Annotated in this window: 20 protein-coding genes; 3 read left to right on the top strand and 17 right to left on the bottom strand. The window is 67.3% G+C overall.

Features of this window, described 5'->3' with window-relative positions; genetic code table 11:
• Positions 1–4 precede the first annotated feature (4 nt).
• Genes gltX through ACPPVQ_RS08640 form a run of 3 tightly spaced genes read right to left on the bottom strand, consistent with a single transcriptional unit; the run spans position 5 to position 3315 of the window.
• Positions 5–1525, bottom strand: coding sequence for a glutamate--tRNA ligase (gene gltX, locus ACPPVQ_RS08650; protein ID WP_426520614.1), 1521 nt, complete (start codon positions 1523–1525; stop codon positions 5–7).
• Between the two features lie 41 nt (positions 1526–1566).
• Positions 1567–2340 carry a fumarylacetoacetate hydrolase family protein gene (locus tag ACPPVQ_RS08645; RefSeq protein ID WP_426520612.1) on the bottom strand — a complete coding sequence of 258 codons (774 nt, stop codon included), beginning with the start codon at positions 2338–2340 and terminating at the stop codon, positions 1567–1569.
• Positions 2341–2349: 9 nt separating this feature from the next.
• Positions 2350–3315: a LysR family transcriptional regulator gene (locus ACPPVQ_RS08640; protein ID WP_426520610.1), complete on the bottom strand. Its 966-nt coding sequence runs from the start codon at positions 3313–3315 to the stop codon at positions 2350–2352.
• Between the two features lie 81 nt (positions 3316–3396).
• Between ACPPVQ_RS08640 and ACPPVQ_RS08635 the strand changes: the two genes are divergently transcribed.
• Positions 3397–4464, top strand: coding sequence for an aminotransferase class V-fold PLP-dependent enzyme (locus ACPPVQ_RS08635; RefSeq protein ID WP_426520608.1), 1068 nt, complete (start codon positions 3397–3399; stop codon positions 4462–4464).
• Between the two features lie 71 nt (positions 4465–4535).
• Here ACPPVQ_RS08635 and ACPPVQ_RS08630 read toward each other — a convergent pair whose 3' ends face one another.
• A complete protein-coding gene (locus ACPPVQ_RS08630) occupies positions 4536–5651 on the bottom strand; it encodes a branched-chain amino acid aminotransferase (RefSeq protein ID WP_426520606.1) in 1116 nt (371 codons plus the stop codon).
• A 24-nt stretch (positions 5652–5675) separates the two neighbouring features.
• The gene (locus ACPPVQ_RS08625; RefSeq protein WP_426520604.1) at positions 5676–6731 is read right to left on the bottom strand and encodes a 3-isopropylmalate dehydrogenase; all 1056 of its coding nucleotides are present in this window, start codon (positions 6729–6731) and stop codon (positions 5676–5678) included.
• A 96-nt stretch (positions 6732–6827) separates the two neighbouring features.
• Between ACPPVQ_RS08625 and ACPPVQ_RS08620 the strand changes: the two genes are divergently transcribed.
• Entirely contained in the window at positions 6828–7082 is a 255-nt protein-coding gene (locus tag ACPPVQ_RS08620) for a DUF6458 family protein (protein ID WP_426520602.1), read from the top strand.
• Between the two features lie 57 nt (positions 7083–7139).
• On the opposite strand, the gene ACPPVQ_RS08615 is transcribed toward ACPPVQ_RS08620, so the two are convergent.
• The gene (locus ACPPVQ_RS08615) at positions 7140–8693 is read right to left on the bottom strand and encodes an MFS transporter (protein ID WP_426520601.1); all 1554 of its coding nucleotides are present in this window, start codon (positions 8691–8693) and stop codon (positions 7140–7142) included.
• 96 nt (positions 8694–8789) lie between these two features.
• Here ACPPVQ_RS08615 and ACPPVQ_RS08610 point away from each other — a divergent pair, with 96 nt between their 5' ends.
• Positions 8790–9338 (top strand): TetR/AcrR family transcriptional regulator, encoded by a 549-nt coding sequence (locus tag ACPPVQ_RS08610; RefSeq protein WP_426520599.1) that lies wholly within the window; start codon positions 8790–8792, stop codon positions 9336–9338.
• Positions 9339–9374: 36 nt separating this feature from the next.
• Here ACPPVQ_RS08610 and ACPPVQ_RS08605 read toward each other — a convergent pair whose 3' ends face one another.
• The 11 genes from ACPPVQ_RS08605 to ACPPVQ_RS08555 all read right to left on the bottom strand — a co-directional run bounded on the left by ACPPVQ_RS08605 (position 9375) and on the right by ACPPVQ_RS08555 (position 21456).
• Positions 9375–10610: an RNA polymerase sigma factor gene (locus tag ACPPVQ_RS08605; RefSeq protein WP_426520597.1), complete on the bottom strand. Its 1236-nt coding sequence runs from the start codon at positions 10608–10610 to the stop codon at positions 9375–9377.
• Positions 10611–10669: 59 nt separating this feature from the next.
• Complete coding sequence (locus tag ACPPVQ_RS08600; RefSeq protein ID WP_426520595.1) at positions 10670–11035, bottom strand: YciI family protein; 366 nt, start codon at positions 11033–11035, stop codon at positions 10670–10672.
• Between the two features lie 123 nt (positions 11036–11158).
• Positions 11159–11641 carry a hypothetical protein gene (locus ACPPVQ_RS08595; RefSeq protein WP_426520593.1) on the bottom strand — a complete coding sequence of 161 codons (483 nt, stop codon included), beginning with the start codon at positions 11639–11641 and terminating at the stop codon, positions 11159–11161.
• Positions 11642–11702: 61 nt separating this feature from the next.
• On the bottom strand, positions 11703–13295 hold the full coding sequence (gene serA / locus ACPPVQ_RS08590) for a phosphoglycerate dehydrogenase (protein ID WP_426520591.1): 1593 nt from the start codon (positions 13293–13295) through the stop codon (positions 11703–11705).
• A 112-nt stretch (positions 13296–13407) separates the two neighbouring features.
• On the bottom strand, positions 13408–14142 hold the full coding sequence (locus ACPPVQ_RS08585; RefSeq protein ID WP_426520589.1) for a copper homeostasis protein CutC: 735 nt from the start codon (positions 14140–14142) through the stop codon (positions 13408–13410).
• A 94-nt stretch (positions 14143–14236) separates the two neighbouring features.
• Positions 14237–15265: a ketol-acid reductoisomerase gene (ilvC, locus tag ACPPVQ_RS08580; protein ID WP_426520587.1), complete on the bottom strand. Its 1029-nt coding sequence runs from the start codon at positions 15263–15265 to the stop codon at positions 14237–14239.
• Positions 15266–15295: 30 nt separating this feature from the next.
• A complete protein-coding gene (ilvN, locus tag ACPPVQ_RS08575; protein ID WP_426520585.1) occupies positions 15296–15805 on the bottom strand; it encodes an acetolactate synthase small subunit in 510 nt (169 codons plus the stop codon).
• A gap of 3 nt (positions 15806–15808) precedes the next feature.
• The gene (locus ACPPVQ_RS08570; RefSeq protein WP_426520583.1) at positions 15809–17611 is read right to left on the bottom strand and encodes an acetolactate synthase large subunit; all 1803 of its coding nucleotides are present in this window, start codon (positions 17609–17611) and stop codon (positions 15809–15811) included.
• Positions 17612–17656: 45 nt separating this feature from the next.
• The gene (gene ilvD, locus ACPPVQ_RS08565) at positions 17657–19351 is read right to left on the bottom strand and encodes a dihydroxy-acid dehydratase (protein WP_426520581.1); all 1695 of its coding nucleotides are present in this window, start codon (positions 19349–19351) and stop codon (positions 17657–17659) included.
• A 45-nt stretch (positions 19352–19396) separates the two neighbouring features.
• Positions 19397–20485 (bottom strand): ABC transporter permease, encoded by a 1089-nt coding sequence (locus ACPPVQ_RS08560; RefSeq protein ID WP_426520579.1) that lies wholly within the window; start codon positions 20483–20485, stop codon positions 19397–19399.
• A complete protein-coding gene (locus tag ACPPVQ_RS08555; protein ID WP_426520577.1) occupies positions 20482–21456 on the bottom strand; it encodes an ABC transporter ATP-binding protein in 975 nt (324 codons plus the stop codon). Before ACPPVQ_RS08555 ends, ACPPVQ_RS08560 begins: the two co-directional genes overlap by 4 nt.
• Positions 21457–21509: the final 53 nt, after the last annotated feature.

Raw genomic sequence — 21509 nt, 5'->3', positions numbered from 1 at the left:
CCGCTCAGCGGGCCAGTGAGGCCGAGAGCCGGTCGATGCGCGCGAGCGTCTCACCCTTGCCCAGGATCTGCATGGACTCGAACAACGGCGGCGAGATGCGGCGGCCGGAAATTGCGACACGCAGAGGCCCGAACGCCACGCGCGGCTTGAGCGCGAGCCCTTCGATGAGTGCGTCCCGCAACGCTGATTCGATCTCTTCGTGGGTCCACTCGGCTTCGCGCACCAGCTCCAGCGCACCGAGGGATGCAGCAAGGATCTCACCGGCGTTGGCGGGCAGGGATGCGCGAGCATCGTCCTCGACGACCAGCGACGTGGCATCCGTGAAGAGGAAGCCGAGCATCCCGGGCGTCTCCCCCAACAGCTGCACGCGCTCCTGGACGAGCGGTGCCGCCTCGGAGAGGATTGCCGCGTCGTGCTCGCTGATCGGCTCGTCGAGCACGCCGGCCGCGAGCAGGTATGGCACGGTGCGGGCGGCGAAGTCGTCCACGTCGAGCAGGCGGATGTGGTCGCCGTTGATCGACTCGGCCTTCTTGACGTCGAACCGGGCCGGATTGGGGTTCACGTTGACCACGTCGAACGCCGCGACCATCTCGTCGATGGAGAAGACGTCGCGGTCGTGGGTCAGCGACCACCCGAGCAACGCGAGGTAGTTGACCAGGCCTTCCGGAATGAATCCGCGCTCGCGGTGGTGGAACAGATTCGACTCGGGGTCGCGCTTCGAGAGCTTCTTATTGCCCTCGCCCATCACGTACGGCAGGTGGCCGAAGCGCGGAACGAACGTGGTCAGCCCGACGTCGATGAGGGCGTGGTAGAGGGCGATCTGGCGCGGCGTCGACGACAGCAGGTCCTCGCCGCGCAGCACGTCGGTGACGCCCATCAGCGCGTCGTCGACCGGGTTGACGAACGTGTAGAGCGGATGCCCGTTGGGACGCACGACGACGAAGTCGCTGAACGAACCGGCCGGGAACGTGATCTCGCCTCGCACCAGGTCGTGGAAACTGAGGTCGGTGTCGGGCACGCGAAGCCGCAAGGCGGGCTCGCGACCTTCAGCACGGTAGGCGGCGCGCTGGTCGTCGGTCAGGTCGCGCTCGAAGTTGTCGTACCCGAGCTTCGGATCACGACCGAGCGAGACGTTTCGCGCTTCGATCTCTTCGCCGGTCGCGAAGCTCTCGTAAATGTGCCCGGACGCTTTCAGCTGGTCGATGACACCCCGGTAGATGTCGTAGCGCTGCGATTGGCGGTACGGCTCGTTGGGGCCGCCGACGTCGATGCCCTCATCCCAGTTCAGGTTGAGCCACGTCAGCGCGTCGATGATCTGCGCAAAGCTCTCCTCGCTGTCACGGGCGGCGTCGGTGTCTTCGATGCGGAAGATCAGCTTGCCGCCCGTGTGCCGCGCGTATGCCCAGTTGAAGAGGGCTGTGCGGATCAGGCCGACGTGCGGTGTGCCGGTGGGTGACGGGCAGAAGCGGACGCGGACGTCAGCGCCGGTCGCCGTTGAGAATGGGTGCGCGGTGGTGTCAGACATACGATGCCCATCCTACCGGGGGGCTACAGCCTGCCGGGCGGCTACTGCGCTCTGGCGCGCACCGGGTTGCTCAGGGAGCCGATGCCCGAAATCTCGACCTCGACCGTGTCGCCGTCGACGATCGGCCCGACGCCGGCGGGCGTGCCGGTGAGGATCACGTCTCCGGGCAGAAGGGTCCAGACACTCGACGCGTACTCGACAATCTCGGCCACGCCGTGCACCATGTCGCTCAGAACGCCATCCTGTTTCACCGATCCGTTCACCCGCGTGCGCAGCGTCGCCTCTGACGGGTCGAACTCCGTCTCGATGACCGGTCCGAGCGGGCAGAAGGTGTCGAACCCCTTGGCGCGCGCCCACTGGCCGTCCGTCTTCTGGAGGTCCCGTGCGGTCACGTCGTTGGCCACCGTGTAACCGAACACGTAGTCGGCGAAGTTCGCGGCCGTCACGTTCTTCGCGATGCGTCCGATGACCACGGCCAGCTCGCCCTCGAAGTCGACCTGGTGCGACTGGGGCGGCAGCACGATCGTGTCGCCCGGGCCGATCACGGACGTGTTGGGCTTGAGGAACAGCAGCGGGGCTTCCGGCGCTTCGCCTCCCATCTCGGCGGCGTGCTCACGGTAGTTCTTGCCGACGGCCACCACCTTCGAGCGCGGGATCACCGGTGCAAGCAGAGAGCTGACCTTGCTGAGGGGAACGCGCTCCCCCGTCGTGTCGAACCCGGCGAACATCGGGTCGCCCGCCAGGACCACCAGCTCGTTCTCGTCGACGATTCCGTAGGACAGGGTGCCTTCATGGCTGAAACGTGCAATCTTCACGCCTCGAGCCTAGCGATCGGCGGAGGTCAGCATCCATTCGCCTGCGTCGAGATTCACGAGTACGTCGGCGGCCGCCGCAATCGCGGGCACCTGGTCTGCGCCCACGGAGCCGACCAGATTGACTGTGCGGCGATCCCGGTTGGAGGTGGGGCGCACGACGACGCCAGGGTGCAGGCCCGCGGATGCGACGGCGAGCGACGGCAGGAGCGCCACGCCGACACGCTCGGCGACCATGCTCAGCACGGCGACGAAGTTGTCGGTCTCGTACGCGATGCGCGGGTTGAAGTCGCAGTGGTCGGTCAGTTCGAGCAGATGGCCGCGGCAGCGCGGGCATCCGGCGATCCACGACTCGTCTGCCAGCTGGGCGAGGTCGACGGTCGGCTCGCCGGCCAGCGGGTGATCCGCGGGCAGTGCGACCACCATCTCGTCGAACCAGACGGGAACCACGGCGAGCCCGCGCGCGCTCTCCTTGTGGGGGTCGACGCGGTCGCCCGGATAACTGAACGTGATCGCGAGGTCGGCGGCCTGCGCGCGCACCGACTGCACCGCTTCGGGCGGTTCCGCCTCCGTATAGGTGATCCGCACGCCGGGATGGGTCTCCGCCATGGTTCGCAGCAGCCGGGGAACTATCGTCGATGACGCGGACGGGAACGCGGCCAGACGAACCCGGCCCGAACGAAGACCGGAGAGGTCGGCGAGTTCACCGGCAGCAGCGTCGAGCGCGGTCGTGACCGTGGCGGCGTGGCGCGCCAGGACGCGCCCGGCCTCGGTGAGGGCGACACCGCGGCCGACACGGGAGACGACCGGCATGCCGATGCGCGCTTCGAGCCTTTTGAGGTGCTGGCTGATCGCAGGCTGGCTATAGCCGAGGGCGCGCGCTGCCCCGGTGATGGTGCCGTGGTCGGCGACGGCGCGCACGACGCGAAGCGCATGCGAATCGAGGTCGAGATGGATCGCATCCGATTGGAGGGTCATGCCCGAATCATAACCCAGAGCAATGTTTTCAATTACATACTGGCTCTGGTCGAATGAATGAGTTTGCCTCACGCTGGACTCATGCCCACCCCGACTCTCGACCGCATCACCATCGAGGATGCGCGCACCCAGTTCACAGCGGGCCCGCGTTACCTCGCGGCGTGCACCCAGGGCCTTCCCCTGCATGCGACGCTCGCGGCGACGCGCGACGATCTCGAGACGTGGGAGCGGGGCGAGACGCGGGCCGACCGCTACGACATCCCGGTCGCGTCCGCGCGGTCGTCCTTCGCCGAGCTGGTGCACGTCGGGCCGGCCCGGGTGGCAATCGGATCCCAGGTGTCCGTACTGGCGAGTGTCGTCGCGGCGGCGGCCCCCGACGGCGCCGAGATCGTGTGCGTCGACGGCGACTTCAGCTCGATCGTCTTCCCGTTCCTCGTGCAGGCCCACCGCGGCGTGACCGTTCGCCACGTGCCGCTCGGCGCGCTCGCAGGCTCGATCTCCTCGCGCACCTGGCTCGTCGCCTTCTCACTCGTCCAGTCGGCGACCGGCGAGATCGCGGACGTCGACGCTGTCGTCGCGGCGGCACGAGCAAACGATGTCTTCACCTTCTGCGACGCGACGCAGGCGGCGGGCTGGTATCCGGTGGATGCCGGGCAGTTCGACGTCCTGGCCTGCAGCGCATACAAGTGGCTCTGTTCTCCGCGCGGATCCGCCTTCCTCTACGTCGGCGAGAACATCGACGGCGTACTGCGGCCGATCCAGGCGGGATGGTACGCGGGGCACGACCCGTGGCAGTCCTGCTACGGCCCCGGGATGGGGCTGGCGTCGGATGCACGCCGCTTCGACGTCTCCCCCGCGTGGCCCGTGTGGCCGGGCACCGCCGCCGCACTGGACCTCTTCCGACGCCTCGACATCGACGCCGTGCACGCACACACGTCGGGCCTCGGCGACGCCCTGTGCGATCGGCTGGGGATCGAGGCGAACGGCCAGGCCATCATCACGTGGCCGGATGCCGACGGCAGCGACCTGGCTTCGCTCGCCGCTGCAGGCATCCGGGCCTCCGGGCGCGCCGGGCGTGCCCGGGTCGCCTTCCACCTCTGGAACACCATGGACGACGTCGACGCCGTCGTGCGCGCACTGGGGCGTTAGCAGAGATCCCGGTTGACGAGACCGGCCCCTTCGAGGCTGTTCGAAGGGGCCGATCCCGTCAACCGGGGCCGTCAGGCGTCGAGACGCGTCATCCAACCGTGGCGGTCGGCACGACGGCCGTACTGGATGTCGGTGAGTTCGTCGCGGAGCGACATCGTGAGCTCGCCGGCAGGCGCCGTGATGTCGCCGATCGTGAAGCCCTCGGCCTTGAGTTCGCCGATCGGTGTGATCATTGCAGCGGTTCCGCAGGCGAAGACCTCGGTGATGTCGCCGGACTCGTAGCCGACACGCCATTCGTCGATCGTCACGCGGCGCTCCTCCACCTTGTGGCCGCGATCGCGCGCCAGCTGCAGCACCGAATTCAGCGTGATCCCTTCGAGGATGCTGTCGGACTGCGGCGTCACCAGGGTGCCGTCCTTGTAGACCAGCACCACGTTCATCCCCCCGAGCTCCTCGAGGTATTTGCCCTCCGTCGCGTCGAGGAAGAGCACCTGTGCGCATCCGTGCTCGTACGCTTCCGACTGCGGAAGCAGACTCGAAGCATAATTGCCGCCGGTCTTCGCCGCGCCCGTGCCGCCCTTGCCCGCTCGCGAATAGTGGTCGGAGAGCCAGATGGACACCGGGCTGACCCCGCCCGTGAAGTAGGCGCCGGCCGGGCTTGCGATCACGTAGTAGGCGACCTTGTTCGCAGGGCGCACGCCGAGGAAGGCCTCTTTGGCGAACATGAAGGGCCGCAGGTAGAGGCTGGTCTCGGCCGCATCCGGAACCCAGTCGCCGTCGACGGCGATGAGCTGCCGCAGCGACTCGAGGAAGTACTCGACCGGGAGCTGGGGAAGCGCTAGGCGGTGTGCGGAGCGCTGCATGCGCGCCGCATTCGCCTCCGGCCGGAACGTCCAGATCGAGCCGTCCTCGTGGCGGTACGCCTTGAGGCCCTCGAACACTTCCTGTGCGTAGTGCAGCACCGCGGCCGACGGCTCGAGCTGGATGGGACCGTACGGCGAGACACGGGGACGGTGCCATCCACCCTTCGCCGACCAGCAGATGTCGACCATGTGGTCGGTGAAATAGTTTCCGAAACCGGGATTCGCGAGGATCTCCTCGCGCTCGCCACGTCCACGCGCCGCGAGGTTGCGGGTCACGGCGAAGTCGAGGGCGGCAGGAGCGGCTGTTGCGGTGGGAGCGGTCATGACAATCCTTTGAGAGCTGGTGATCTAATTCTGCGTCAGCAGTGCCACTATTGCGTCGCCGATTTCGGCGGTCGTGCGCGGCGACGAGCCTCGGCCTGCAAGGTCGGCGGTTACGGCCCGGTCCACCTGGTCGGCGGCATCGGCTGCTCCGAGGTGGCGGAGCAGGAGCGCGACAGAGAGGATCGCTGCAGTGGGGTCGGCCTTCTGCTGGCCTGCGATGTCGGGAGCCGACCCATGAACCGGCTCGAACATGCTGGGGAAGACGCCAGTGGGGTTGATGTTGCCCGAGGCTGCCAGTCCGATGCCACCGCTGATTGCGGCCGCGAGATCGGTGAGAATGTCGCCGAAGAGGTTGTCCGTGACGATCACATCGAATCTAGCAGGATTCGTCACGAAGAAGATGGTGGCCGCGTCGACGTGGAGGTAGTCCACAGCGACCGACGGATGCTCGGCAGCGACAGCGTCGACCGTGCGCTTCCAGAGTCCCCCGGCGAACGTCAGCACGTTGGTCTTGTGCACGAGGGTGAGCTTGCCGCGACGCGCCTCAGCCTGCTCGAACGCGAAGCGAACGACGCGCTCCACGCCGAACGCGGTGTTGACGGAGACCTCGTTCGCCACCTCGTGCGGTGTTCCGACGCGGATCGCGCCGCCGTTGCCGACGTAGGGACCCTCCGTGCCTTCGCGGATCACGACGAAGTCGACCTCGCCCGGTTCGGCGAGTGGGCTGGCAATACCGGGGAAAAGCCGGGTCGGGCGAAGGTTCACGTAGTGATCGAGGGAGAACCGGAGCTTCAGCAGCAGGCCGCGCTCGATGTTGGCGTTCGCGAGGCGCGGGTCACCCGGCACGCCGCCGACAGCGCCGAGCAGGATGGCGTCATGCAGTTTGATCGACGCCAGGTCGTCATCCGTGAGTACGTCGCCCGTCTCGAGGTACCGCGCGGCGCCGAGCGAGAAGTGCGTCTTCTCGAAGGTGCGGTCGGTGCCGGCTGTCACCGCATCCAGCACCTTGACGGCTTCAGCGACGACCTCGGGTCCGATGCCATCCCCGGGGATGACGGCGAGTTTGAACGACTGCGACATGACACTCCTGCGTAGATCTGCGACACGTACTGCCAGAGTACCGGTGCTGCGGGTCGGCTCTGGCCCTGACCGGTCCGACAGGTTTAGGGTGAGCACATGAGCCTCGGCGGCGGTATCTTCCTCTTCGTAGTGGGCGCGATCTTCGCATTCGCCATCACGGTCAGTCCCTCGTGGATCGATCTGCAGGTGTTGGGGTACATCCTCATGGGCGCCGGCGTGCTGGTGATCATCCTCGGCATCATCCTGCTCGTGAGGAAGCGCCGTTCGACGATCACGGTGCGAGAAGGCATCGACCCTGCGACCGGCCTGAGGTACAACACGACCGAGCGCCGCGACGACGCCGACATCTAGGCACGACCTGTTCAGGCACGACCTGTTCAGGCACGACCTGTTCAGGAACGATCTGTTCTACGGCCGCACGGCCCGGAGCCCGACGAAGGCGACGACTGCGGCGACGACCATGAGCAGGGCGCCGATGCCGGCGGTCAGCGCCACTCCGCTGTCGAACGCGTGCCTGGCGGACTCGAGCAGCTGCTCAGCGAGCCCGGTCGGCAGTGACCCGGCCACCGTCGTCGCCCCGCCGAGTGTTTCGTGCGCGACGGCCCGCTGGGAGGCGTCCAGCCCGTCGGGCAGAACGACCGCCGCCCGGTACGACGCTGTGAGGATCGTGCCGAGCGTCGCCGTACCGAGCACGGCCCCGAGCTCGTAGGCGGTCTCCGACACCGCCGATGCTGCGCCCGACTTGTCGGCAGGCGCGCTCGCGATGATGAGCTCATTCGACACCGTCTCGGCAGCCCCGATCCCGGCACCGAGCGCGATGAAGGCGATCATCAGGGTGGATGCCGGGGCGGCTCCGCCGAGCAGCGCGATGATCCCGTAACCCGCCCCCGAGACCAGGAGGCCGACCGGCACAAGGATGCCGGGCCGGACCCGCCGTGCGATGGGTACGACCACGAGTCCGGCGATGATCATCGTCACCAGGCCCGGCAGCAGCACCAGCGACGCGTCGATCGGATTCAGCCCGAGGACGAGCTGCAGGTGCTGCGAGACGAAGAACAGGAAGCCCACGAGCGCGATGACGCTCAGCAGGTTCACGACCACGGCGCCGCTGAAGGCCCGGTTGCGAAACAGTCTCATGTCGAGCATGGGTACCGGGCGGCGCAGCTGGCGTCGCACGAACAATGAGCCGGCGCCGAGACCGACCACAATGGCCGCAGCGGCGATCGCATTCACGCCGTCCGCGGCGAGCGACTTGATCCCGTACACGATCGGGGCCATGGTCGCGAGTGACAGCAGGATGCTCACCACGTCGACAGGCCCGGGATTCGGGTCGCGCGACTCGGGGATGAGCAGGGGCGCGAGCACCAGCAGCGGAATGAGCACGGGAACCGCGAGCAGGAAGACGGCACCCCACCAGTAGTGCTCGATGAGCACTCCCCCGACGATCGGCCCGAGCGCTGCACCGGCGGCGAAGCCGGATGCCCAGACGGCGATCGCCAGGCGGCGCTGATCTCGGTCGACGAAGACGCTGCGCAACAGCGAGAGGGTCGAAGGCATCAGCATTGCGCCGAAGAACCCGAGGGCCGCGCGGGCCGCGATCAGCCATTCCGTCGACGGCGCGAATGCTGCACCGACCGAGACGGCGGCGAAGCCGATCGAGCCGATCAGCAGGAGCCGGCGGCGCCCGATCCTGTCACCGAGGCTGCCCATCGACACCAGGAGGCCTGCGAGCACGAGCGGGTACGCGTCGATGATCCAGAGCATGCCCGTACCGGTCGGCTCGAGCGCCTTCGAGATCGACGGGAGGGCGAAGCTCAGCACCGTGTTGTCGACGGAGACCAGGAGCACCGGCAGCATCAGCACGACGAGGGCCGCCCACTGGCGCACCCCGGCTCGCGCCGGCCGCGTTCCGATCGTGCGCGCCGCGCTCGAAGACGTGGATGTCGTGACGGGGCCGGTCATGGATCGTGCTCTTTCATTCGTTTGGAATATGCGGTCCCTTTTTACTATACCGTCCAGCCGGTACAGTATCCAGTCCCAGCCCGCTACGATGGCCCCATGGCCGCAACACCGTCCGCTCGCGATCGCATTCTCGACGCCTTCGAAGAGCTGCTGATCGAGCACGGCGAGCGGGCATCGACACTCGAGGCCGTCGCCCGCAGCGCCGGTGTCTCCAAGGGAGGGCTCCTCTACCACTTCGCGTCCAAAGATGCGCTCGTCGAAGGCGTCCTCGACCGGCTCGCCGGTCAGGTCGAGGTCGACCTGGAACGGATGCGCACCGCCCCCTCCGGGCCCGTCGAGTACTTCATCCGCACCTCCGTGTCGTCGCAGAGCCCGCTCGACCGGACCATCATCGCCGTCGCCCGACTTGCCCAGGGGGCCAACCCCCGCGCGCGGCAGTCGCTCCAGCGTATGCAGGCGGACTGGCTCGCGATCATCGAAGACACCGTGCACGACCCCGCCGTCGCGAGGGCCGTGATGCTGCTCGGCGACGGCATGTACTACAACTCAGCCATGCTCCCCAGCGCGGAGGCGTTGATCTCGTCCGAGGACGACATGGACCGGCTGCTCGCCGTCGTGGCCGACCTGGTCGATCGCCGCTCCTAACTCAGCCGCCCAGCTCCGCTACGCGACAGTGCTGACTCAGCCGCCCAGCTCCGCTACGCGTCTCTCGAGAAAGCGGCGCACCCGGTCGTTCGGCTCGAGCGCGATCGCCTCGCGATACGCGAAGACAGCCGCCTCGGCCTCACCGGCCCGCCGCAACAGGTCGCCGCGCACCGCGGCAGCCTGTCCCCGCAGAGACGGTCCGAGGTCGTCGTCGAGGCCGTCGAGTTCGGCCAGCGCCACCTCTGGTCCGATGTCGTCACTGTAACCGCGGGCGACGATCCGGCTGAGCTGTGCCGACGGTGACGGCCACACCTCGGCCAGCCGGTCGTACAGCCGGGCGACCATGGTCCAGTCGGTAGCCCTCCAGGTCGGTGCCAGCGCGTGAAGGCCGGCGATCCCCGCCTGCAAAGCGAATCGGCCGCGACCGGGGAGAGACCGGGTCGCGAGCTCGACGCCTTCATCGATCGCGCGCCTGTCCCACAGCGAGCGGTCGGCGTCCTCAAGCGACCGGAGTTCGCCATCCGCATCGAAACGCGTGCCCTGGCGCGCCTCCGTGAGGAGGAGCAGTCCGAGCAGTCCGGATGCCTCAGGGTCCGACGGCGCGAGCCGCACGAGATCCCGGGCGAGCGCGATCGCATCGCGCCGGTACTCCCTCGTCGACAGAGGGCTCCCGTCTGGGGCGGCGTGACCGACGGTGTACAGCAGGTAGAGGGTCGTCAGCGCGTCGGGCACGCGCCGGGCGACCACCGCCTCGTCGTCGAAGGAGAAACGTGTCTGCGAGTCGTGGATGCGCTTCTTCGCGCGCGTGAGCCGGGCGGCCATCGTGGGCTCGGGCACCAGGAACACCGTTGCGATGTCGCGGGTGCTGACGCCGCAGACGAAGCGCAGGGCCATCGCGACCCGCGCCTCCTCGGCGAGGTCGGGGTGGCAGACGAGCAGGATGAGCTCCAGGCGTTCATCGCCGGTGAAAGTGAAGGATTCGTCGGGCATGGCGGTCTCGTTCGACAGCAGTGCTTCGGTCGCGAGCGCGGGAAGGGAGCGCGCGAGCGTCTGCCCTTTTCGGATGGTGTCGATCGCAATCCGGCGCGCAACGGTAGTGATCCACGCAGACGGGTTGGTCACCACGGCACCGTCGGTCTCAGCCGCCAGGGCACGCACGAACGCCTCCTGCACGGAGTCTTCGGCGAGTTGCAGGTCGCCTGTGTAGCGCACCACGGCGCCGAGGATGAGCGGCCAGTCCTGGCGGAACGCACTCTCGAGCTCGGTGGTCACACCTCATTCAACCGCGAAACCGCGGCGGCGTGCGGTGCGACCACCTTGCAGGAAGGCTGTTACATCGAGTTGGTGTCCATGACCGGGAAGAGTTCCACCCAGCCCCCGGTCGGTACCAGTGCGGCGAGCTCGCGCGCCTGGGCCGCATCGCGGACACCGATCTTGTAGTACCCGGTCACGTACTCTTTGATCTCGGTGAATGGGCCGTCTGTGAAGACGGCGGGAGAGCCGTCACGCCCCGGCGTGATCTTCACTGCCATTACCGTCGGCATGAGCGCGTCGCCGCCGAGGATCTGCGCTCCGGCCTCCACGACGGCCTGCGCGAACGCCGCATGAGCCGCCGTTTCGGCCTTCCAGTCGTCTTCGGACACCTGGGAAGGGTCCCACTCCGGTTCGCGGATCAGCACAATGTACTCTTCAGCCATCATCACTCCTTGGGTCTGGATCGGTTGACATCCCTACGACGTGCGAGACCACCCGGAATCGACAACGACGGTGAAAACTTCTCTGACGAGCCAGGCACCTCGTAGGCTACCCCCGCCCGAGGATCATCCGTCGGGTCGCACCAATACCAGCCACGCACCCAGCCCGCCACCGACGAAGCCGACGATCACCGCGAGCGAAAGCAGGAACAACCCGGATTCGATTCCAAAGAGGAGCGCGACCCCGCTGAGCCCGATCAACACCGCCGTCGTGACGTTCGGGTTGAGCCTGTCGAGCGTGCGCTCCAGCGGGTCGCTGTCTCGATTTCGCACTGCCCGACGACCGAGGAAGATCAGCGATGCGGACATCGCGGCGGATGTCGCGAGAAGTTCGGCTCCCACAACCCAGTCGGCGGGATTCGGCAGCGTAATCAACACACACGAGATGAGGATGCCGAGGAAGATCGTCAGAACCTGGGCGAGGCGAGCCCGCAGGCTCGGCGAATGCGCAATCGTGTCCGCGCGGATCGAGACGGATACGAAAAGGAGACCGACGAACGCCGCGGAAGCACCGCCGGCGACGATGGCGAAATTCACCCAACGGTCCATCGCACCACCGTACGCCCCACCCGGCCGGCAGGACGGCGACCGGGCGCGGGCGCGGGCGCGCCTACTGCTCGGTGATGTCGATCTCGTGCATGAGGTCGGCGTCGATGGCGATCCGCACCGTCTCGAGCAGGCCCTCCGGCACGCGCGAGTCGACTGTCAGCACGCTCAGCGCCTTGCCGCCGGCGGACGTACGCGCGATCTGCATGCCGGCGATGTTGATGTTGGCCTGGCCGAACTCGTGGCCGTAGACCGCCACGATTCCGGGGCGATCGTCGTAGATCATGACGATCAGGTGCTCGGCGAGCGGCACCTCGACGTCGTACCCGTTGATCTCGGTGAGCTTCTCGATCTGCTTCGTCCCGGTGAGGGTGCCCGACACCGAGATCTGCGACCCGTCGCTGAGCGCCCCGCGGAGCGTGAGCAGGTTGCGGTACTCCTCGCTGACCGAGTCGGTGATGAGGCGCACCTCGATCCCGCGCTGTTCCGCGAGGATCGGCGCGTTCACGTACGACACGTTCTCGCTGACGATGTTGGTGAAGATGCCCTTCAGTGCGGCCAGTTTGAGCACGCTCACGTCGAACTCGACGATCTCACCGCGCACCTCGACGTCGACGCTGGTGAGCGGGCTGTGCGCGAGGCCGGAGAAGACCTGCCCGAGCTTCTCGAGCAGGGGGATGCCGGGCCGTACGTACGGGTCGATGACACCCCCGGCGACGTTGACCGCGTCGGGCACGAGTTCACCGGAGAGCGCCAGCCGCACCGACCTGGCGACCGAGACGCCCGCCTTCTCCTGCGCTTCATCGGTGGATGCGCCGAGGTGCGGAGTGACGACGACGTTCGGCAGGTCGAGCAGGGGCGACTCGGCGGGCGGCTCGCTCACGAAGACGTCGAGGCCGGCACCGGCGATCGTGTGGGAGGTGAGGGCACGGTAGAGGGCGTCTTCGTCGATGAGTCCGCCGCGCGCGACGTTGACGATGAAGGCCGTCGGCTTCATCAGCGCGAACTGGTCGTCGCTGATCATGCCGGTCGTCTCTGGCGTCTTCGGCATGTGGATCGTGATGAAGTCGGACTCGGCGAGCAACTCGTCGAGGGTGACCAGCTGCACTCCCAGCTGCTGTGCGCGCGCCGAGGTCACGTACGGGTCGTAGGCGATGACCTTGGTTCCGAAAGCCTGCAGGCGCGCCGTGATCAGTGCGCCGATGCGGCCGAGCCCGATGATTCCGACGGTCTTCTCGTAGAGTTCGACGCCCGTGTACTTCGAGCGCTTCCATTGGCCCTGCGCGAGCGAGCTGTGGGCGGCCGGAATGTGGCGGGCGAGGCTGAGGATGTGGCCGACGGTCAGCTCCGCGGCCGAGATGATGTTCGAGGTCGGGGCGTTCACGACCATGACGCCTGCGGTGGTCGCCGCTTTGATGTCGACGTTGTCGAGGCCCACGCCGGCACGCGCGATGACCCGGAGCCTTGGTGCGGCGGCGATCGCCTCGGCGTCGACCTTCGTGGCCGACCGTACGAGGATCGCCTCAGCATCCGCGAGGGCGGACAGCAGCGCCGGCCGGTCGGTTCCGTCGACGTTCCGGATCTCGAAGTCGGGCCCGAGGGCGTCGACGGTGGCGGGCGAAAGTTCTTCGGCGATCAGGACGACCGGCTTTGTCACGTGGCAGTTCCTTTGATTGGAGCAGGCTTGGGATGCTGGCGCCACGGTCATTGGGGCGCGGTCACCCCACACTTTACCGGCAGGCGCATGCCCTGTTTCGCACGGTTACACGTCAGATCGCGCGCACTGCGGCCACTGCCGCGGCGGCGACCTCAGGGTCGGTGACGTCGTAGCTCGATTCGCCGCCGCCCGGGCCGCTCGGCGCTCCGCTGACGGTGGTGCGCGCCGAGAGGTGCACGGCATCCACGCCCGCCCCGGCGAGCCCGGCGATGTCGGCGACGGCCACGCCGCCGCCTGCCATCACCTGAATGCGGCCGGCCGCCCGTGCGACCAGCGCGGCAAGTGCTTCGGCTCCCTCGATGCTGCGCGGGGCGGCGCCCGAGCTCAGGATGCGTGCAACTCCGAGCTCCACCAGGGCGTCCACGCTCGCGAGCGGGTCCTCCACGATGTCCATCGCACGGTGGAAGGTGACCTCGAGCGGACCGGCCACGGCGACGAACGCCTCCACGGCTCCCCGGTCGATCGCGCCGTCGGCGGTGAGTGCACCGACGACGACTCCTGCGGCGCCCGCCTCACGGGCAGCGATCACATCGGCGACACACAGTCCCAGTTCGTCGTCCGTGTAGACGAATCCGCCTGCGCGCGGACGCACCAGCACGTGCACGAACCGGTCGCGGCCCGCCTGCCGCTCGAGTGCGACGGCGGTCGCGATCAATCCTGCCGACGGGGTCAGGCCGCCGACGCCGAGCGCCGAACAGAGTTCGATCCGGTCGGCCCCGGCCTCCAGCGCGATGCGCACCCCGGCCGGGTCCTGGACCGCGATCTCGACGGCAAGTGCTTGCGACATACGCGGTTCCTCTGCAGAAATGACCGAGTCGTCACCAATTACCCGAATTCCGCGAGAAACAGGGTGGTTGATGACGACTCGACGGTCGATACGACTAACGGGCGACTTCGCCGTCGACGTAGTCGTCGTCGTTCGAGGCGTTCCAGGCGAACAGCTTGCGGAGTTCGCGTCCGGTCGCCTCGATCGGGTGCGCCTCGCCCTTGGCGCGAAGCGCGAAGAACTCGGGAGCTCCGGCGTCCTGGTCGGCGATGAAGCGTGCCGCGAAGGTTCCGTCCTGGATGTCGGCGAGGACCGCCTGCATGTTCTCCTTGACGTGCGGGTCGATCACGCGCGGGCCCGAGACGTAGTCGCCGTACTCGGCCGTGTCGGAGACACTCCAGCGCTGCTTGGCGATGCCGCCCTCCCACATCAGGTCGACGATGAGCTTGAGCTCGTGCAGCACCTCGAAGTACGCCACCTGCGGCTGGTAGCCGGCCTCGGTGAGGGTCTCGAACCCGTACTGGACCAGCTGCGAGACACCGCCGCAGAGCACGGCCTGCTCACCGAACAGGTCGGTCTCGGTCTCTTCGGTGAAGGTCGTCTTGATGCCGCCGGCGCGAAGGCCGCCGATTCCCTTGGCGTAGCTCAGCACGAGGGGCCAGGCGTTGCCGGTCGCGTCCTTCTCGACGGCGACGATCACCGGCACGCCGCGGCCGGCCTCGTACTCGCGGCGCACCGTGTGACCCGGGCCCTTGGGGGCGACCATGATGACGTCGACCCCCTCGGGGGCCTCGATGTAGCCGAAGCGGATGTTGAAGCCGTGGCCGAAGACGAGAGCGTTGCCCTCGGACAGGTTCGGCTGGATGTCGTCGGCGTACAGGTGGCGCTGCACCTGGTCGGGAGCGAGGATGACGATCACGTCGGCCCACTTGGCGGCGTCGGCCGCACTCAGCACCTGGAAGCCGGCCTCTTCGGCCTTCGGCTTCGACTTCGAGCCCTCCTTCAGGCCGACGACGACCTCGACGCCCGAGTCGCGAAGGTTCTGCGCGTGTGCGTGCCCCTGCGAGCCGTAGCCGATGACGGCGACCTTCTTGCCCTGGATGATCGACAGATCGGCGTCGTTGTCGTAATAGATCTCAGCCACGAGTGGTTTCTCCTTAGTTGTTGATTCGAGCTAATTCTTGAAAACGCGTTCGGTGATGGACTTCGAGCCTCGGCCGATCGCGAGCAGACCGGACTGAGCCATCTCCTTGATCCCGTACGGCTCGAGCACCTTGAGCAGTGCCTGGGTCTTGCCGCTGTCGCCGGTGACTTCGATCACCAGCGCATCCGTTGCCACGTCGACGACCCGTGCACGGAAAAGGTTGACGGCCTCGAGCACCTGCGACCGTGTCGCGTTGTCGACGCGCACCTTGATGAGCAGGTGCTCGCGCTGCACCGACTGCGCCGGGTCGAGTTCGACGATCTTGATCACGTTGATCAGCTTGTTGAGCTGCTTGGTCACCTGCTCGAGCGGAAGGTCTTCGACGTCGACCACGACGGTGATGCGTGAGAGCCCTTCGATCTCGCTGGTGCCGACCGCGAGGCTCTCGATGTTGAAGCCGCGACGGGCGAAGAGCCCCGCCACGCGGGTCAGCAGACCGGGCTTGTCCTCGACGAGGAGGGAAAGGACGTGCGTGCTCATGGCTTACTCCTCCTCGAACGCGGGACTGTGGTCTTTGGCGTACTGCACGTAGCTGTTGCTGACGCCCTGCGGCACCATCGGCCACACCATCGCATCCGCACTGACGACGAAGTCGATGACGACGGGCCGGTCGTTGGTCTCGAGGGCCAGCTTCACGGCCGCATCGACGTCCTCTTCTCGGGTCACCCGGATGCCGAGCGCGCCATACGCCTCGGCCAGCTTCACGAAGTCAGGGATCTGGATGGTGTCGTGCCCGGTGTTGAGGTCGGTGTTGGAGTAGCGGCCGTTGTAGAAGAGCGTCTGCCACTGGCGCACCATGCCGAGCGACGAGTTGTTGATGATCGCCACTTTGATCGGGATGTTGTTGATCGTGCAGGTGGCGAGCTCCTGGTTGGTCATCTGGAAGCACCCGTCGCCGTCGATCGCCCACACCACTCGATCGGGCTCCGCGACCTTCGCACCCATCGCCGCAGGAACCGAGTACCCCATCGTGCCCGCTCCCCCGGAGTTGAGCCAGGAGTTCGGACGCTGGTACTTGATGAACTGCGCCGCCCACATCTGGTGCTGGCCGACGCCTGCGGTGAAGATGCCTTCCGGCCCCGTCAGTTCGCCGATCCGCTGGATCACATACTGCGGGGCCATGAGCCCGTCGGAGGTCGGCGAGTACCCGAGCGGGAACTCCTCGCGAAGCCCGTTGAGGTAGGTCCACCATTCGACCAGGTCGGGCGCGCTGTCTTTCGTCGCCTGCCTGAACGCGCTGGTGAGGTCGACGATGACGTCCTTGGCATCGCCGACGATCGGGACATCGGCCGTGCGGATCTTCGAGATCTCTGCCGGGTCGACGTCGACATGGACGACCTTCGCGTTCGGAGCGAAGAGCGCGGTCTTGCCGGTGACACGGTCGTCGAACCGTGCACCGAGGGAGACGATGAGGTCGGCCTCCTGCAGGCCGAGCACTGCGGGCACCGTGCCGTGCATCCCGGGCATGCCGAGATGCTGCGCGTGCGAGTCGGGGAACGCGCCGCGCGCCATCAGCGTCGTGGTAACCGGAGCGCCCGTCGCCTCGGCGAGGGCCAGGAGCTCCTCGGATGCGTTGGCACGGATCACGCCGCCGCCGACATAGAGGATCGGCTTCTTCGCCTCCGCGAGCAGCTGGGCTGCGGCGAGGATCTGCTTGCCGTGCGCCTTGGTCACCGGCCGGTAGCCCGGCAGGTCGATCTTCGGCGGCCAGATGAACGGCACGGTCTGCTGCTGAGCGTCTTTGGTGATGTCGACGAGCACCGGGCCGGGGCGACCGGTGCCCGCGATGTGGAAGGCTGCGGCGATCGTCGAGGGGATGTCCGCCGCGTCTTTCACGAGGAACGAGTGCTTCGTGATCGGCATCGTGATGCCGACGATGTCGGCTTCCTGGAACGCATCCGTGCCCATCAGAGTCGAGAAGACCTGACCGGTGATGAACAGCGTCGGCACCGAGTCCATGTGCGCGTCCATGATCGCCGTGACCAGGTTCGTCGCACCGGGGCCGCTCGTCGCCATGGCGACACCGACCCGGCCGCTTGCCGCCGCGTAGCCTTCAGCGGCGTGGCCTGCGCCCTGTTCGTGACGGACCAGGATGTGACGGATCTTCTTCGAATCCATGAGCGGATCGTAGATGGGAAGGATGGCGCCGCCGGGCAGCCCGAAGACGTCGTCGATGCCGAGCAGTTCCAGCGTGCGAACGACCGCTTCGGCCCCGGTGAGCTGTTCGGGCGCCGCCCTGCCGGGCTGCGGTGTCGGTAACACTGTCGTTGGTGGTTCCGTGGACATGAGTGAGCGAATCCCTACGTACGAAACGGATGATGAGAGCGCAAGCTACCCGGTGATCGCGCCTTCCGCGGCGGAGTGCACGAGCTTCGAGTACTTTGCGAGAACGCCACGGGTATAGCGCGGAGGTAGCGGTGCCCAGCCTTCACGGCGGGCGGCAAGCTCGGAATCGTCGACAAGTAGGTCGAGGGAGCGAGCTGCGATATCGACCCGTATCAGATCACCATCGCGCACGAAGGCGATTGGACCTGCGTCCACCGCTTCGGGTGCTATGTGGCCGATGCACAGTCCGGTTGTGCCGCCTGAGAATCGACCGTCGGTCAATAGTAGTACATCCTTGCCGAGCCCTGCGCCCTTGATGGCGGCGGTGATGGCGAGCATCTCTCGCATACCGGGCCCGCCCTTCGGGCCTTCGTAGCGGATGATGACCACGTCGCCGGCGCTGATCGACCCCTCGGTCAGCGCATCCATCGCCGCCCGCTCGCGTTCGAACACGCGGGCCGGGCCCTCGAACACGTCGGCGTCGAACCCGGCCGTCTTGACGACGGCGCCTTCGGGCGCGAACGAACCCTTGAGGATGGTGATGCCACCGGTCTTGTGGATCGGGTTGTCGAGCGTGCGCATCACTTCGCCGTCCGGCGCCGGCGGGTTGATCTCCGCCAGGTTCTCGGCCACCGTCTTGCCGGTGACTGTGAGGCAGTCCCCGTGCAGCAGGCCCGCGTCGAGGAGTGCCTTCATGACGACCGGCACGCCGCCGTGGCGGTCGACATCGTTCATGACGTATTTGCCGAACGGCTTCAGGTCGCCGATGTGCGGGATGGTGTCGCCGATGCGGTTGAAGTCGTCGATGGTCAGGTCGACCTCCGCCTCGCGGGCGATGGCCAGGAGGTGCAGTACGACGTTGGTCGAGCCGCCGAACGCCATCGCGACGGCGATCGCGTTCTCGAAGGCCTTCTTGGTGAGGATGTCGCGGGCGGTGATGCCGAGCTTGAGGAGGTTCACGACGGCTTCGCCACTGCGGTGCGCGAAGTAGTCGCGACGCCGGTCGGCCGAGGGCGGTGCAGCAGAGCCGGGAAGGCTCATGCCGAGCGCTTCGGCGACCGAGGCCATCGTGTTCGCGGTGTACATGCCACCGCACGCGCCCTCGCCGGGGGCGATGGCGCACTCGATGCGCTTGAGGTCTTCTTCGCTCATCTTGCCGGCCTTGCATGCACCGACCGCCTCGAACGAGTCGATGATAGTAACGTCTTTCTCCGTACCGTCGGAGAGCTTGACCCACCCGGGTGCGATCGAGCCGGCATAGAGGAACACAGCGGCCAGGTCGAGTCGTGCGGCGGCCATGAGCATGCCGGGCAGCGACTTGTCGCAGCCCGCGAGCAGCACGGTGCCATCGAGGCGCTCGGCCATCATGACCGTCTCGACCGAGTCGGCGATGACCTCACGGGAGACGAGCGAGAAGTGCATGCCTTCGTGGCCCATCGAGATACCGTCGGAGACGGAGATGGTGCCGAACTGGAGAGGATAACCGCCGCCCGAGTGGACGCCCTCTTTCGCTCCCTGTGCGAGCCGGTCGAGGGAGAGGTTGCACGGCGTGATCTCGTTCCACGAACTCGCAATACCGATCTGCGGCTTCTCCCAGTCGGCGTCGCCCATACCGACCGCCCGGAGCATTCCGCGGCTGGTGGTGGCTTCGATCCCGTCGGTGACAACCCGCGAACGCGGTTTCCAGTCGATTTCAGGCATGTGTCGAGTCTAGAACGACGGCGAGCCAAGTATTTTCATCCGGCGTCAGGCGATGCGGCTTCCCTTCGAGAGCCGCCGTGCCGGGGTGCGGGTGCGGGCGAACGCACCCGCGAGCAGTCCCGCCGCCAGCAGCACGTGCACGGCGAGGCCGACGAACCAGGACGGGACCGAGTCGTCGTAGATCTCCTGCGGCGACGGCGTGCTGGGGGTGTCCTGAATGCCGTTCGCCTGGGCCTTCACACTGGCGCAGTCGTCGAGGGTCATCCTGAGGTCGGGCGCGTGCTGGGCCGAGCGCACACCCGTTGCGATGATCGTGAAGAGGTCGGACGGCGTCCCGTGGGTCGTGAACGACCCGGGAGTCGCGTCGGCGACGACGACGTAGGGGTTGGAGGCGAGCATCCACCAGTAGTAGTCGTAGCGCGGCACCGGATAGGTGTAGGTCGTCGGCGGATCGCACTGGATCTGCGACGGGTCGGCGGTCGACGGGTCCCCCGACGTCGAGGACACGTTCGTCTGCGTGACGACGACATCGCTGCGGGTGACGATGGTCAGCAGGCCGAACGAGATCAGGGATCCGACGCAGAGCGCCGCGATCACCAGGTAGCTGACGACCACCGAGAACAGCGGACGGTTCAGCAGCCCGGAGAGGCCGACGCCGATCGCGGCGAAGATGCCGAGCTCGGCGACGAGGATGAGGACCGAGGTGACGATGGTCAGCGGGCTGAGTCCGCCCAGTGTCACCGCCACGATGATGAACGGCAGGCTGACCACGAGGAAGGCCAGCGCGCTCACCCAGGCTGCGATGAACTTGCCCAGCACGAGCTGGCCGGTGGTGATGAGCGTGACCTGCGTCGTCGCGAGCGTGCCGCTATCGCGGTCGCCGTTGATCGCGCTGCCGCTCAGTGCCGGGGTCATCAGCGTGCTCAGCAGCAGGACGATGTACATGATCACCGAGTACAGCGGGCCGCCGGAGTCTGCGCCGGGGGTGCTCACGGTGTACCAGGTGAATAGCACGGTGACGGCCAGGAGTACGACCGCGAAGATCCCGATGAGCACATACCACGCCGCGCCGCGCACGCGCTGGCGGAGCTCGAGGCCGACGATCAGCCACAGACCGGGGAGGAACGTCGTCATCGGAGGTCTCCCTCGAGGTTCGACGAACGGTTGAGGTCGAGGAACGTGTGCTCCAACTCTCCGACGGCGGGCGAGAAGCTGCTGATCTCGACGCCGGATGCGATGAGCGCGCGCAGGAGGGCCGCAGCATCCGCCTCGCCCGAGACCGACACCAGGGTTCCGAGATTGTCGACCTGCACCCGGTCGCCGGCGACCCCGACCACGGCGAGCGCCGCCGGGACGGCGTCGTGGTCGAGTCCGCGGATGCGCCACTGCCGCTGCGCCGCGGTCGCTCGTGCCACCGTCTCGGCCGACGCCGTCACGCCTGCGGTCAGGTAGACGGCGCTGTCGGCCATCTCCTCCAGCTCGGCGAGCACATGGCTCGACACGAGGATCGCCGTACCCTCGCCGGCGAGCCTGCGGATGAGTTCACGCAGGTCCGCTCGCGCTGCCGGGTCGAGACCGGAGGCAGGCTCGTCGAGGATGAGCACCGACGGCTCGTGAACGAGAGCGCGGGCGAGACTGAGCCGCTGCTTCTGGCCGCGCGACAGCACCCGCGTCGGCGAGTCTGCCAGCGCATCCAGGCCGACGAGATCGACCAGGTCAGTCGCGCGCCGAGTCGACGCCTCGGAATCGATGCCGTACATCCGTGCCGTCGTGCGGATGGCCGACGTCACCGTCAGGGTCGGCCACGAACCGAGGGTGTCCGGCATCCACCCCATCACCTTGCGCACCGATGCCGGTTCGGTGACCGGGTCGAAGCCCCCGACACGCACAGAGCCGGAGCTGGGCTGCAGGAGGCTCGCCAGGATGAGCATGACCGTCGTCTTACCGGCACCGTTCGGGCCGACAAGCGCTGTGACCGAACCCGGACGGACCTCGAAGGTCGCGTCACGCACGACCGTCACCCCGTCGAAAGACCGTGACAGTGCTGAGACGACGATGCCCTCGTGCGGCGGCGGATCACCCACCGGTGACGCATGTTCGATCACGTTCGCTCCCCCTCCCGAAGCCGACTGCAGCGACTGTAGCAGTCCGGGGCCTT

It is taken from the genome of Leifsonia sp. McL0618 (assembly GCF_049994905.1).
Lineage (GTDB): Bacteria > Actinomycetota > Actinomycetes > Actinomycetales > Microbacteriaceae > Diaminobutyricibacter.
The sequence above is the reverse complement of the archived record's forward strand: the minus strand, read 5'-3'. Positions and strand labels throughout refer to the sequence as shown.